This is a genomic window from Mobilicoccus pelagius NBRC 104925 (genome assembly GCF_000247995.1).
In the GTDB taxonomy this organism is placed as follows: Bacteria; Actinomycetota; Actinomycetes; order Actinomycetales; family Dermatophilaceae; genus Mobilicoccus; species Mobilicoccus pelagius.
This window is the reverse complement of the sequence record NZ_BAFE01000027.1, coordinates 72,023-85,021: the sequence shown is the minus strand read 5'-3', so window position 1 is coordinate 85,021 and position 12,999 is coordinate 72,023. Positions and strand designations below refer to the sequence as shown.

Here is a 12,999-nt window from a genome sequence, read left to right as displayed (position 1 = left end):
GTCACTCCCGCCGGCTGCGCAGTTCGGTGAGTTCGAGCTGCAGCCCCTGCAGCTCGACGGCGATCTCGTGCGCCCGCGCCGGATCGTCGTGCTCGACGCGACGCAACGCGCTCGCGGCGTCGGCGATCCGCGCCTGCAGCGGCGCCTCCCACAGGCGGGTGAGGAGATCGGTGATGTACCGCGCATCGGGCTCCCCCGTCTCGGGGTCGACCCGGGCCTGGATCCGCTCCATCGCGAGCGTCTCGACGAGGGAGTCCACCGGCGCGGGGCTCGCGTCGATGATCGCGTCGATCCATTCGTTCGGCCGGTCGGCCGCCCCGCTCACGAGCGCGGTGAGCGTGCCGACGAACACCGCCCGGTGCGCGGGCGCGACGAACGACTCCTCGACCACCCGGTAGAGGTCCTCCGGCGCGATCGATCGCGGGAACTGCACGAGCACCTGGAGGAAGAGGTGGCCGAGGAGGACTGTCGGGTCACGCAGGTCGGGCGCGGGCAGGAGCGTCGAGGGTTCGTCCTCCTCCTGACGCCCCGCCTCCGCATCGCCGCGCCGCTGCCGCGGGGCGACGTCCCCCACCGGGGGCAACCCCTTGGGTGCGTGCGCGACGACCTCGCGCATCTGCTCGATGTCGACGCCGATCCATCCTGCGACGGTGCGCGTGTACTCCGGACGCAGCGTGGGGTCGCGGATCTCGGCGATGATCCGCGCGACGTTCTTCATGCCGGCGACGCGCCCCTCGGCGGTGTCGAGGTCGACCTGGGAGAGGAGGGTGCGCACGGCGAACTCGAACATCGGCACCGCGTCGTCGACGAGGCGCCGCACGGCGTCGTCGCCCCGCTGCTGGCGCAGTTCGCACGGGTCCATGCCGTCGGGCGCGACGGCGACGTAGCTCTGCGACGCCCACCGCTGGTCGAGCTCGAAGGCCCGCATCGCGGCCTTCTGCCCGGCGGCGTCGCCGTCGAACGTGAAGACCGTGCGGGCGCCACCGGCGGCGTCGTCGCGGAGGATGCGTCGCAGCGTGGAGACATGGTCGGCGCCGAACGCGGTGCCACACGTCGCGACGGCGGACTTGACACCCGCGAGGTGGCACGCCATGACGTCGGTGTACCCCTCGACGACGACGGCGCGACGCCCGGTCGAGATGGCCTTCTTCGCGAGGTCGAGCCCGTAGAGGAGGTGCGTCTTCTTGTAGATCGGCGTCTCGGCGGTGTTGAGGTACTTCGCAGCGATGCGGTCGTCGTCGTAGAGGCGTCGGGCGCCGAATCCGACGGTGTCGCCGGTGATGTCGCGGATCGGCCACACGAGCCGACCACGGAAGCGGTCGTACAGCCCGCGGGAGCCCTTGCCCGCGAGGCCGCCGAGGGTCATCTCCTCCTCGCTGAACCCCTTCTCGCGGAGGTGCCGGACGAGGTCCTCGCCACCACGCGGGGCGTACCCGACGCCGAACCGGGTGGCGGCGGCGCTGTCGAAGCCACGTTCGCGGAGGAAGTCACGGCCGATGCGCGCGTCCCGGGAGCGCAGGAGGGCCTCGTGGTAGAACTCCTCGGCGACGCGGTGGGCCTCGACGAGACGCGCGCGACGCCCCATGCCGGGCTCGCGCGGGCCGCCGCCTTCCTCGTAGTGGAGTTCCATCCCGGCCGCGGCGGCGAGCCGCTCGACCGCCTCGGTGAACGTGAGGTGGTCGACCTGCTGGACGAACGAGATGACGTCGCCGCCCTCGCCGCATCCGAAGCAGTGCCACCGGCCGACGGCGGGGCGGATCGTGAACGACGGGGTCTTCTCGTCGTGGAAGGGGCACAGCCCCTTGAGTCGGCCCGCGCCTGCGCGGGTGAGGGTGACGTGCTCGCGCACGACCGCCTCGACGGACGTCCTGTCCTTGACCGCCTCGACGTCCTCGGCCTTGATGCGTCCTCCCACGAGCGACCTCCTCTGTGCGGAGTCTAGGCGTCGCGCGGCATCCGCCCGGCCGCACCGCCGCACCTGTGGACGGTGGACCGGTTCAGAGGCGTCCGCCGGCCCACTCGCCCGGCTCTCCGCCGGACCGTTCCGCGGCGTCCCGACGCGCCTGCGCGCCCTCCTCCCCGCACCAGCGGTGGTGGAGGGCCCAGGCGCGGACGTCGGTGAGTCCGGCGACCTGGTCGACGACGGCGCGCAGACGGGCGGCGTCGTCGGTCGCACGGGCGTGATCCTCGCGGTGGAGCGGGTCGAGCAGTCCCGGGTCCTCCCGGTAGACGTGGAGGAGGTCGGTGACGACGCGGCGCTCGACGGCACGCCCCTCCTCGAGCTCGGGCCGGAACATGACGAAGTGGGCGGCGAGGGCCTTGAGGAGGGCGCACTCGGCACGGGTCGCGTCGGGCACGACGAGGTCGCCGGCGTACCGCGTGAGGGGCCCGTCGCCGAACCGCTCACGCGTCGCGTCCTCCGCGGCCCGGGCGAAGCGGCCGATGAGCATGCTCGTCATGTCCTTGAGTGCGGCGAGCGCGGCGCGGCTGCCGTCGCTCCGTTCGACGACGAAGCCCGCCCCCTGGACACGACGTGCGGCGGCGGCGACGTCGGCCTCGATGAGGTCGGGGGCGTAGAGCCGCACCGCCACCTCGAGGACGGGCTCGAGGTCGGCCTCGCGGGTGAGCACGCCGAGGTCGATCCGCCCGGCGGCGACGGCGTCCTCGACGTCATGGACGGAATACCCGACGTCGTCGGCCCAGTCCATGACCTGCGCCTCGAGGCATCGCCGGTGCCCGGGAGCACCCTCGCGCATCCACGTGAACACCTCGACGTCGTCCTCGTAGACGCCGTACTTGCGCGTGCCGGGCCTCTCGGCGGGGGACCATGGGTACTTCGTCGCGGCGTCGAGACCGGCCCGCGTGAGGTTGAGCCCCGCGGACCGGCCGTCGGGGCGGAAACGCTTGGCCTCGAGCCGGGTGAGAAGTCGAAACGTCTGCGCGTTGCCCTCGAACCCGCCGATGTCGGCGCACGCGCGTGCGAGGGCGCTCTCCCCGTTGTGGCCGAACGGCGGATGTCCGAGGTCGTGGGCGAGGCACGCCGTCTCGACGAGGTCGCCGTCGCAGCCGAGGGCCGCGCCGAGCTCCCGGCCGATCTGACCGACCTCGAGGGAGTGCGTGAGCCGGTTGCGGACGAAGTCGTCACTCCCCGGCGACATCACCTGCGTCTTGTTCGCGAGACGACGCAGCGCGGAGGCGTGCAGGAGTCGGGCGCGGTCGCGCGCGAAGTCGGTGCGATGTGCGTTCTTACGGGTGGGATCCTCGGCCACCCACCTCGTGCGGTCCTCGCGGTCGTAACCCGTCACACCCGCACTGTAGAGTCCAGGGTCGATCCACGCGTGGTTCAGTCCATGCCACACGTTCTGCCGGGAGCCACCTCCTCCGCCCTCTCTCGTAAGGTCATGACATGGATCGTCACCCCCTCATCTCCCCGAGCGAGCTGTACGAGTGGCTCCGCGCCCGTCCTGGTGAGGCGCCTCTCCTCCTCGACGTCCGTTGGGCGCTCGGTGCCGACGACGGCTACGACTCCTACCTGCAGGGTCATCTGCCGGGTGCCGTGTTCGTCGACCTCAAGCGCGACCTCGCGGGAGAGTCGGGCGAGAACGGTGTCGGCGGTCGACACCCGATGCCGACGGTCGACGACTTCGAGCTCGACATGGCGGAGTGCGGCGTCGACAACGATCGGCCGGTCGTCTGCTACGACGACAGCGGATCCCTCGCCGCGGCGCGTTGCTGGTGGCTCCTGCGGCACTTCGGCAAGCACGACGTGCAGGTCCTCGACGGTGGCCTCTCGCAGTGGAAGGCGCACCGGTACCCGCTCGAGTCGGGCATCCGCCTCGTCGACGAGGGGGACTTCTCCGTCCGTCGCGGCAACACGCGCGTCCTCGGCCCGCGCGAGGCGACGATGTTCGCCGAGCAGGGTCTCCTCCTCGACTGCCGCCCGGCCGACCGCTACCGCGGCGAGAACGAGATCATCGACCCCGTCCACGGCCACATCCCCGGGGCGGTCAACCTCCCGGCCCGGTCGCTCACCGACGAGGCAGGCCGGTTCCTCCCCCGCGAGGAGCTCCGGGCCGTGCTCGGCGCCGCCGGGGTCGACGGCGAGGCGCCCGTCGCGACGTACTGCGGCTCGGGCGTGCAGGCCTCGCACGTCTCGCTCGCCATCGCCGTCGCCGGTCTCGGCGACGTGGTGCCCGTCTACATCGGCTCGTGGTCCGACTGGATCAGCGACCCCTCCCGACCCGTCGCCGTCGGAGCCGAACCCGGCCACATGTGACGATCCCGCGCCTCACCGTCCTCGCCGCTCCACGCCACCCGCGTGCGGGCGGCGGCGTCGTTCGGCGGCGGTTCGCGCTCCCGGCGCGACGGCTCGGGCAACACGGCGGCGTCAGCCCACCGGGCGAGTCATCCGCCGGAGACGGACAGTTCGGCCTGGGCGACGATGCGGGCCGCGGCGCCGGTGAGTTCCTGGGTGTCGAGCCACCCGTCGGGCAACGCGACCTGACGGGGCGACCCCGCACGGCCGCGCGGTCCCTCGGCGGGTCCTCCGGGCCACGGCGCGTCGGCGGGGAGTGCGGCGAGGAGGTCGTCGATGTCGGTGAGGGCGTCGACGAGCGCGAGACGGTGGCGGATCTCGTGGCCGGCGGGGAATCCCTTGAGGTACCAGGCGATGTGCTTGCGGATGTCACGGCAGGCCCGGTTCTCGTCGCCGTCGTAGAACTCGGTGAGGTAGACGGCGTGGCGTCGCAGCGCGGCCCCGACCTCCCCGAGCGAGGGACGCACCCGCGTGTCGCCGCCAGCGAACGCCGAGACGAGGTCGGCGAACAGCCACGGACGTCCGAGGCAGCCGCGGCCGACGACGACGCCGTCGACGCCGGTGCGGGCGACCATGTCGAGGGCGTCCTCGGCGGACCAGATGTCGCCGTTGCCGAGGATGGGCACGTCGGGCAGCGTCTCGCGCAGGCGCGCGATCGCGTCCCAGTCGGCCGTCCCCGAGTACGACTGTGACGCCGTACGCCCGTGGAGCGCGACCGCGGCGGCCCCGCTGTCACGCGCGATGCGGCCCGCGTCGAGGTAGGTGAGGTGGTCGTCGTCGATGCCCTTGCGCATCTTGACGGTGACCGGCACGCCGTAGGGCTCCGCCTCGGCGACGGCGCCTGCGACGATTCCGCGGAAGAGCTCCGTCTTCCACGGCAGGGCCGAGCCGCCGCCCTTGCGCGTGACCTTGGGGACGGGGCAGCCGAAGTTGAGGTCGATGTGGTCGGCGCGGTCCTCGGTGACGAGGAGTCGCACCGCGGCGCGCACGGTGGCGGGGTCGACGCCGTACAGCTGCACGCTGCGCGGGTTCTCGTCGGGGTCGTGGGTGATGAGCCGCATCGACTCCGGCGTGCGCTCGACGAGGGCGCGGGACGTGATCATCTCGCTCACGTAGAGGCACCGGCCGGACTCCCCCACCCCGGCGGACTCGCCGAACTCCCGGCACAGGCGTCGGAACGCCCGGTTCGTGATCCCGGCCATCGGCGCGAGGACGACCGGCGTCGGCACGGTGACACACCCGAGCTGCAACGGCGGCAGCACGGGACGAGAGGTCGGCGTCGCGGGGGCGTCCGTCGTCGGAACGTCGCTCACGCCGGTGTCGCGCCCTGTGTCACGCGCGGTGGTGTCACGGGAACCGGTGGGGTACGGGAGCGTCGCGGTCATGACCGCCCATTCTCCTCTCGACGTCGGCGTGGAGGAAATCCGCGGGGCCGCCGCCGCCTCACCCGCCGAGGTGGGCGAGGGTGTCGGCCCGGGCGTCGAGGACGTGCTCGGCGAGGCCCGGGTGGGCGGCATACCAGTCGAGGTGCCGGTCGCGGATCTCCTCGTCGGCGACGGTGGTGCCGTTGATCGACCACGCCTCCCGGGCTGCGTCCGTGGGGAGCCCGAGGGCGCGACAGGTCTCGGGGAGCACCGGCGCGAGGATCGACCGGAGCAGGGTGCGCCCCGGATCGACGACCTCCCCCGACAGGGCGAGATGGTCGAGCACCCGCGCCGCGAGGCCGAGGAGCACGGTGTTGCCCGGGTGGTTGATCGTGTGGGCCGCGTCGACGCCGGCGGGGACGAGGAGGTCGCTCGCGACGACGGTGTCGTGCCGACGCTCGCGAAGCTCGACCTGTGCGACGGACTCGGCGGCGATCGCCCGCACGCCGACCTCCGGGACAGGACCGAGCGGGGCGCGACCCGCGGCGAGCGCGGCCGTCGCGAGGTCGTGGTAGGGGGCGACGGGAGGATCGCCTGCCTCCCCCGCGGGCCCGGAACGGACGATGACGTGACGGGGGTAGAGGCCCGCGTACCGCAGCGGAGGGATGCGCACGACCCGCGCCCCATCCGGCAGGCCACGCGCCACCTGCGCCGTGCCGAGCGGCAACCCGCGGTAGTCGTCGCGGACGGGTTGGGCGACGAGCACGTCGACCTCGGCGAGGAGACGCGCGAGGTGGGGCAGGTCGTCCTCGGCGAGTTCGAACACGGGCGGTACCCGGACGCTCCGCGTCGCCGCCGCCGGGCCGTCGCCCAGGAGGACACGGATGCTCTCGGCCTGACAGTTGCCGAGGACGATCGCCAGGGGCCGACCGTCGTCCTCGGGGAGGAGCTCGAGCCCGTAGAACGCGCCGTAGTGGAGCCGCCGGGGACTCGCCGCCTCACGGGCCGCGGCGCCTCCCCCGGCCGCGGACGAGGCCGGGCCACCCGGGCTGCCAGAGCCGTCAGAGCCGTCAGAGCCGTCAGGGATCACCGGAATGTTTCCCGGAATGGAGGTGGGGGACGACGGGGGCGTGGTCATCGTGAGGGTCCTGTCGACGTGGTTCTCGGTGCCGTCGGCGACGCGTTCCTCGCCGGAGCCGACGACGGTGCGGCATCCCGCGCACGGCCCGCCCACTGTACGGACAGCGACTCCCTCGCCTCGCACGCCCTGGTCCGACCCACCTCACAGGCCGACCGGGGCGACCGTGGCGACCTCGGCAGCCGGCGCGACGACGCCGAGGCGGCCCGAGGGCCACGGCGTGAGGACCGCATAGGGTGGGCCCGTGACCGACGCGACCTTTCGAGAAGACCTCATCAACCGTCTCTTCCGCGTGCCGACGGCGGTCAGCGCGGGCGTGCTCATCGGCGCGATCGTCCTCGGGCTCGTCGTCGGCGGCCCGATCGGCGCCGTCCTGCTCGGCCTCGCCGTCGTCGTCCTCTTCGGCATGCTCGTGCTCCTCTGGCCCGACATCCCGCCGGTCGAACGGATGATGCGCCTCGCGATCGCGCTCGTCGTCGTCGCCGTGGCCGTCGTCCGGATCGCCCCCGCCGCCTGAGCACACGCTCGACGCCATGCGTGCCGGAGCGACCGACACGCCGGCGACACACCGCGCACGCACGACACCCGCGCACCACACACGACGATCCCCGCCCCCTCGTTGGAGAGGACGGGGATCGTGTCATGTCCGTCCAGGAGCACCGCCGGTCTCGGTGACGCCGATCGTGTCGACCGCACCGGAGACCTCCGCGGCGTCCGAAAGTCCTCGGTCAGTCGTTGCCGGCCTCCATGGCCGCGTAGTCGAGGGCCTCGTCGTCGGCCGGGGCGACGGCCGTGGCGATCGCCTTGGCGCCACCCGGCTCGAGCTCGCCGACGAGGTGGGTGCTCGCGCGGCCCACCTGCGGCTCCTCACCGGCGGTGCCGAGCATGCCCATCCCGACGTACTGCTCGAGGCGGTTGCGGGAGTCGGCGATGTCGAGGTTGCGCATCGTGAGCTGGCCGATGCGGTCGGTCGGGCCGAACGCGGCACCCTCGGTCCGCTCCATCGAGAGCTTGTCCGGGTGGTAGCTGAAGTTCTCGCCCTGCGTGTCGAGGATCGAGTAGTCGTCGCCGCGACGCAGGCGGAGCGTGACGGTGCCGGTGACGGCCGTGCTCACCCACCGCTGGAGGGACTCGCGGACCATGAGGGACTGCGGCTCGAGCCAGCGACCTTCGTAGAGGAGACGACCGAGGCGGCGACCCTCGGTGTGGTAGTTCGCGAGGGTGTCCTCGTTGTGGATCGCGTTGACGAGCCGCTCGTACGCGACGAAGAGGAGCATCATGCCCGGCGCCTCGTAGATGCCGCGGCTCTTGGCCTCGATGACGCGGTTCTCGATCTGGTCGGCCATGCCGAGGCCGTGGCGGCCACCGATGCGGTTGGCCTCGAGGACGAGCGCGACCGGGTCCTGGTCGTAGCGGACGCCGTTGATCGCGACGGGGCGGCCGTACTCGAAGGTGACGCTCACCTCTTCGGGAGCGATCTCGACCTCGGGGTCCCAGAACCGGACGCCCATGATCGGGTCGACGATCTCGATGCCGGCGTCGAGCTGCTCGAGCTTCTTCGCCTCGTGCGTCGCACCCCAGATGTTGGCGTCGGTGGAGTACGCCTTCTCCTTGCTGTCGCGGTAGGGCAGGTCCCGCTCGCTCAGCCACTGGCTCATCTCGGCGCGGCCGCCGAGCTGGGTGACGAAGTCCTCGTCGAGCCACGGCTTGTAGATGCGCAGCCGCGGGTTGGTGAGGAGGCCGTAGCGGTAGAACCGCTCGATGTCGTTGCCCTTGAAGGTCGACCCGTCGCCCCAGATCTGGACGTCGTCCTCCATCATCGCGCGGATGAGGAGGGTGCCGGTGACCGCGCGGCCGAGCGGCGTCGTGTTGAAGTACGTCTTGCCACCGGAGCGGAGGTGGAACGCGCCGCAGGCGAGGGCGACGAAGCCCTCCTCGACGAGGGCGCGACGGCAGTCGACGAGGCGGGCGATCTCGGCACCGTACTCCGTGGCCCGGGACGGGACGGAGTCGATGTCGGGCTCGTCGGCCTGGCCGATGTCGGCCGTGTAGGTGCAGGGGATGGCGCCGTTCTCGCGCATCCAGGCGACGGCCACGGAGGTGTCGAGGCCTCCGGAGAAGGCGATGCCGACCTTTTCGCCGGCGGGGAGCTTGGTGAGGACCTTGGACATGCGCCCATTTTATGCATAGTCATGCATGCTCATGCAAGTGTCTCGACCCGTGGACGCTCGAGGATCGAATCCCCCTGGCACGCGGTGAGGCCGACCGGCGACCCTCGTGCACGGGCACGACGTCCCACGACGCCGGAACGGAGCCCCGACCCCTCCCCCTCAAGAGCCGGAGGTGGCGGGAACGTCGACGGCACCGCCGTACCGACGGTCGCGGCGCGCGTAGATGTCGATCGCCTCCCACAGGTGGCGACGGTCGAAATCGGGCCAGAGGGTGTCGAGGAAGACCATCTCCGCGTAGGCGCTCTGCCAGAGGAGGAAATTGCTCGTGCGCTGCTCCCCCGAGCTCCGCACGAAGAGGTCGACGTCGGGCATGTCGGGCTCGGGGAGGAACTTCGCGACGGTCTTCTCGTCCACGGACCCCGGCTTGAGCCGCCCGGCGGCGACCGCCTCGGCGATGGCCCGCGCGGCATCGCCGATCTCGGCGCGGCCGCCGTAGTTCACGCAGAAGTAGAGGGTGAGCCTGTCGTTGTCCTTCGTCATCTCCTGGGCGATCTCGAGCTCGTCGATGACCGACTTCCAGAGGCGGGGGCGACGCCCCACCCAGCGCATTCGCACGCCCCACGAGTCGAGCTGGTCGCGTCGCCGCCGGATGACGTCGCGGTTGAAGCCCATGAGGAACCGCACCTCGGCCGGTGAGCGCTTCCAGTTCTCCGTCGAGAACGCGTAGGCCGACAGGTGCGTCACCCCGGCCTCGAGCGCCCCGGCGACGACGTCGAGGAGGGCCCCCTCCCCCGCCTCGTGCCCCTTCGTGCGCGGCAGACCCCGCTCGTTCGCCCAGCGACCGTTGCCGTCCATGACGACGGCGACGTGACGCGGCATCACCTCGCCGGGGATCTGCGGGGGCGTCACGCCGGTGGGGTGGGGGAACGGGTCGTCGTAACGAGAGGTCGGAGCCACGCCCGAAGACTACCCGCGCGCCGTGGGACGCCCGGGGAGCGACGGAGCCGCGCCCGGCGTCGGTCAGGGCCGTTCGACGAGGCGCAGGGAACGGACACCGCGTTCGAGGTGCCACTGGAGGTAGGCGGCGACGAGGCCACTGCCCTCCCGGCGATGCAACGGGTTCACCGCCTCGGCCGTGGCCCAGTCGCCCTCGAGGAGCGCACCGAGGAGGACGAACGTCGCGGGTGCGGGCGCGACCGATCCGGCGGGGCGGCAGGAGGGGCAGACGCATCCACCCGCGGCGACGTTGAACGCCCGGTGGGGCCCCTCGGCACCGCAGCGGGCACAGGCGTGGAAGCTGGGCGCCCACCCGGCCGTCGCGACGGCTCGGAGGAGGTAGGCATCGAGGACGAGCCCGGAGTCGTGGTCGTGCCCGGCGAGGCTCGCGAGGGCACCGGCGAGGAGAGTGAAGTGGGCCGTGCCGACATCCTGCCCCTCGGTGAGCCGTTCGGCCGTCTCGAGCGCGGCGACCATCGCCGTCCACGAGACGTAGTCGCGGGCGATCTGGTCGCCGTAGGGAGCGAGGACGTCGACCTGCGTCACCGTGTCGAGGCTACGTCCCTCGTAGAGCTGGGCGTCGATGACCATGCCGGGTTCGAGGCGGGCACCGAACTTGCTCTTCGTCCGGCGGACCCCCTTGCCGACGGCGCGCACGATCCCGCGACCGCGGGTGAGCATCGTGATGATGCGGTCCGCCTCCCCGAGCTTCTGGGTGCGCAGCACGATGGCGGCGTCGCGGTAGAGGGGCACCTCGCCATTCTGCCCCTCGCCACCGACACCCGTTCACACCCGGTCGCTGCGAGAGGTGCGCGGCTCGTCCCGGTCAGCGCGAGAGGCGGACGTCGTCACCCACGGCGCGGATGCGGAATCCCCCCGTCTCGACAGCGACGTCGGTGAGGCGCATGCCGGGAGGGAGGTTGGGGACGGGCTGACGGATGGCGGGCAACCCCGGGAGTTCCCCGTCGAGGAGCCCCTCGCCGAGGACGCGGACGGGGGTGACCGCGATGCGCTCGCCGTCGGCCTGGACGCGCGCGAGCGCCGTGACGTCGAGGCCCCGACCGAAGGCGCCGACGGGCACCGTGACGCGGACGAGCCCGTCCTCGGCGGGAGCGAGGCGGATGCCGCGGCCGACCTCGTCCTCGACGACGGAGAACGGGACGACGCCGTCGAGGTCGAGGCGGGCGAGGTGAATGGTGCCGTCGGCGGCGAGTCGCACTCCGCCGATCTTCGCCTTCACGGCACGCAGGTCCTGTCCCTCCCCGAGGAGGATCCGCGGGGATGCGACGTCGGCGTCGGAGATCCACGCCTCCCCCTCGGCGAGATCGGTCGGTGGCGCGGGCGCGGTGGGTGAGGACGGTGCCGTCACCTCCGACCCCGGTGCGCCCGAGAGCGGCCGGGTGAGGCCGACGAGGGCGACGAGCCCCGCGAGCAGGAGGGCGAGGAAGACCACTCCGAGGACGGCGAACACCCGGATCACCCGCTCCCGGCGCACGTCGGGACCCGGGGCGGCCGCGGGGACGACCGACCTCACGACGCCGGACGCCCGTCGGTGTCGACCGCGGCCGAGGCGCCGCGCAGGTTGCGTCCGGTGCGTCGGGCACGGTGAGCCCGGGCGCGGCGCCGGAGCAGCACGCCCAGGAGGACGAGGAGCAGCAGCCCGACCGCGACGAGCACGGGGACGAACACCGCAAGGAGCGAGAGCCCGACGGCGAGCCCGTCCTCCATCGCCGAGACGACCGGGGTGCCGAGGCCGGCCGTCGTCGTGTTGACGACGGGGCGGGTCACGGTCTTGCCGGCATGGACGATCCCCGCGGTGACGATGCCGAGGAGCACGCCCACCCACGGGTTGCGGGCCATGAACTCCGACTGCGCCTCGTACGTCGAGGCGGCCGACGTCGCCGCGAAGATGAGGCCACCCGTCGCAGGCCGCACGAACGTGCCGACCGCATCGTTGACGTGGTCGACGACTGCGACCTTGTCGAGGACGACCTCCGAGAGCAGCAGGACCGATGCGACGACGATCGCGGGCCAGCTCGAGATCCACGCGAACTCCGGTGGGAGGACGAGGACGTCGGTGAACCGCGCGACGAGCGCGACGACGAGGAACGGGACGTAGGCGTTGAGACCGGCCGCCGCCGACAGGCCGGCCCCCGTGAACGCTGCGAGCATGCGCCCCGCCTTTCTCACGCGGCCGGTCGGGCCGCCGTGGAGGAACTCCGTGATCGTCCGACAGCAAAGCACACGGGCCGGGTCGTGTCGGAGACCGGCGGGTCGACGAGGCGGTGCGGCTGTCAGGGCATGGCGGTGACGCGAACACGCGTGCGATACTCGTACACATGTTCCACCTGCAGGGGTCGCTCCTCGACGACGTCGACGAGATCGGGCTGAGGCCGTTGGCCGCGACACGGCGGACACCGCTCGCCGACGGCGCGTGGGTCGACGTGCGCCCCGGTTGGCTCACCGGGGCCGACGAGGTGTTCGCCCACCTGCACGAGCGCGTCGACTGGCGGGCCGAACGTCGCCGGATGTACGACCGCGACGTCGACACACCCCGCCTGCTCCGGTTCTACGGAGCGGGCGAACCACTCCCCCATCCGGTCCTCCGCGAGGCCCGTGAGGCCCTCTCCCGCCACTACGCCCCGAAGCTCGGCGAGCCGTTCGTCACGGCGGGCATGTGCCTCTACCGCGACGGGCGCGATTCGGTCGCCTGGCACGGCGACGACATCGGCCGGTCGGCGACGCACGACACGATGGTCGCCATCGTCTCCCTCGGCACGCCGCGGCCGTTGCTGCTCCGCCCCGTGTCCGATCGCGCCCGTGCCGAGCACCGCGGCGGCACGTTGCGCTTCGTCGTCGGCCACGGCGACCTCGTCGTCATGGGCGGTTCGTGCCAGCGCACGTGGCACCACGCGATCCCCAAGATCGCCGGCGCCGTGGGCCCGCGCATCAGCGTGCAGTTCCGGCCCTACGACGTGCGCTGACACCCTCGAAGGCCACGGCGACCCGTCGCTC

12 protein-coding genes are annotated in these 12,999 nt (G+C 72.5%); 3 read left to right on the top strand and 9 right to left on the bottom strand.

Features of this window, described 5'->3' with window-relative positions; all coding sequences use genetic code 11:
- Position 1: 1 nt before the first annotated feature.
- Both dnaG and MOPEL_RS04575 read right to left on the bottom strand, forming a co-directional pair.
- Positions 2–1,915, bottom strand: a complete 1,914-nt coding sequence (gene dnaG / locus MOPEL_RS04580) for a DNA primase (RefSeq protein ID WP_009481690.1) — start codon at positions 1,913–1,915, stop codon at positions 2–4.
- An 82-nt stretch (positions 1,916–1,997) separates the two neighbouring features.
- Positions 1,998–3,305, bottom strand: a complete 1,308-nt coding sequence (locus tag MOPEL_RS04575) for a deoxyguanosinetriphosphate triphosphohydrolase (protein ID WP_141631181.1) — start codon at positions 3,303–3,305, stop codon at positions 1,998–2,000.
- A 101-nt stretch (positions 3,306–3,406) separates the two neighbouring features.
- On the opposite strand from MOPEL_RS04575, the gene MOPEL_RS04570 reads away from it, so the two are divergent.
- A complete protein-coding gene (locus MOPEL_RS04570; RefSeq protein ID WP_009481688.1) occupies positions 3,407–4,276 on the top strand; it encodes a sulfurtransferase in 870 nt (289 codons plus the stop codon).
- A 128-nt stretch (positions 4,277–4,404) separates the two neighbouring features.
- On the opposite strand, the gene dusB is transcribed toward MOPEL_RS04570, so the two are convergent.
- Together dusB and MOPEL_RS04560 are read right to left on the bottom strand one after the other, a co-directional pair.
- Positions 4,405–5,700: a tRNA dihydrouridine synthase DusB gene (gene dusB / locus MOPEL_RS04565; RefSeq protein WP_009481687.1), complete on the bottom strand. Its 1,296-nt coding sequence runs from the start codon at positions 5,698–5,700 to the stop codon at positions 4,405–4,407.
- Between the two features lie 58 nt (positions 5,701–5,758).
- Positions 5,759–6,817, bottom strand: a complete 1,059-nt coding sequence (locus MOPEL_RS04560) for a WcbI family polysaccharide biosynthesis putative acetyltransferase (RefSeq protein ID WP_169316278.1) — start codon at positions 6,815–6,817, stop codon at positions 5,759–5,761.
- Between the two features lie 244 nt (positions 6,818–7,061).
- Between MOPEL_RS04560 and MOPEL_RS04555 the strand changes: the two genes are divergently transcribed.
- Positions 7,062–7,334 (top strand): hypothetical protein, encoded by a 273-nt coding sequence (locus MOPEL_RS04555; RefSeq protein WP_009481685.1) that lies wholly within the window; start codon positions 7,062–7,064, stop codon positions 7,332–7,334.
- A gap of 211 nt (positions 7,335–7,545) precedes the next feature.
- Here the strand turns inward: MOPEL_RS04555 and argG are convergent, their stop codons facing one another.
- The 5 genes from argG to MOPEL_RS04530 all read right to left on the bottom strand — a co-directional run bounded on the left by argG (position 7,546) and on the right by MOPEL_RS04530 (position 12,156).
- Positions 7,546–8,988 (bottom strand): argininosuccinate synthase, encoded by a 1,443-nt coding sequence (gene argG, locus MOPEL_RS04550; protein ID WP_009481684.1) that lies wholly within the window; start codon positions 8,986–8,988, stop codon positions 7,546–7,548.
- A 159-nt stretch (positions 8,989–9,147) separates the two neighbouring features.
- Complete coding sequence (locus MOPEL_RS04545; RefSeq protein WP_009481683.1) at positions 9,148–9,945, bottom strand: isoprenyl transferase; 798 nt, start codon at positions 9,943–9,945, stop codon at positions 9,148–9,150.
- Positions 9,946–10,008: 63 nt separating this feature from the next.
- A complete protein-coding gene (gene recO, locus MOPEL_RS04540; RefSeq protein ID WP_009481682.1) occupies positions 10,009–10,737 on the bottom strand; it encodes a DNA repair protein RecO in 729 nt (242 codons plus the stop codon).
- A 73-nt stretch (positions 10,738–10,810) separates the two neighbouring features.
- Complete coding sequence (locus MOPEL_RS04535; RefSeq protein WP_141631180.1) at positions 10,811–11,464, bottom strand: LmeA family phospholipid-binding protein; 654 nt, start codon at positions 11,462–11,464, stop codon at positions 10,811–10,813.
- 50 nt (positions 11,465–11,514) lie between these two features.
- Positions 11,515–12,156: a DUF4126 domain-containing protein gene (locus tag MOPEL_RS04530; RefSeq protein ID WP_009481680.1), complete on the bottom strand. Its 642-nt coding sequence runs from the start codon at positions 12,154–12,156 to the stop codon at positions 11,515–11,517.
- A gap of 167 nt (positions 12,157–12,323) precedes the next feature.
- Between MOPEL_RS04530 and MOPEL_RS04525 the strand changes: the two genes are divergently transcribed.
- Complete coding sequence (locus tag MOPEL_RS04525) at positions 12,324–12,968, top strand: alpha-ketoglutarate-dependent dioxygenase AlkB (protein ID WP_009481679.1); 645 nt, start codon at positions 12,324–12,326, stop codon at positions 12,966–12,968.
- Positions 12,969–12,999: the final 31 nt, after the last annotated feature.

What these genes read in the sequence shown, in the direction of transcription:
- dusB (WP_009481687.1), bottom strand. Translation starts at nt 5,700, where the DNA reads ATGACCGCGACGCTCCCGTACCCCACCGGTTCCCGTGACACCACCGCG.
- MOPEL_RS04560 (WP_169316278.1), bottom strand. Translation starts at nt 6,817, where the DNA reads ATGACCACGCCCCCGTCGTCCCCCACCTCCATTCCGGGAAACATTCCG.
- MOPEL_RS04530 (WP_009481680.1), bottom strand. Translation starts at nt 12,156, where the DNA reads ATGCTCGCAGCGTTCACGGGGGCCGGCCTGTCGGCGGCGGCCGGTCTC.
- argG (WP_009481684.1), bottom strand. Translation starts at nt 8,988, where the DNA reads ATGTCCAAGGTCCTCACCAAGCTCCCCGCCGGCGAAAAGGTCGGCATC.
- MOPEL_RS04525 (WP_009481679.1), top strand. Translation starts at nt 12,324, where the DNA reads ATGTTCCACCTGCAGGGGTCGCTCCTCGACGACGTCGACGAGATCGGG.
- MOPEL_RS04570 (WP_009481688.1), top strand. Translation starts at nt 3,407, where the DNA reads ATGGATCGTCACCCCCTCATCTCCCCGAGCGAGCTGTACGAGTGGCTC.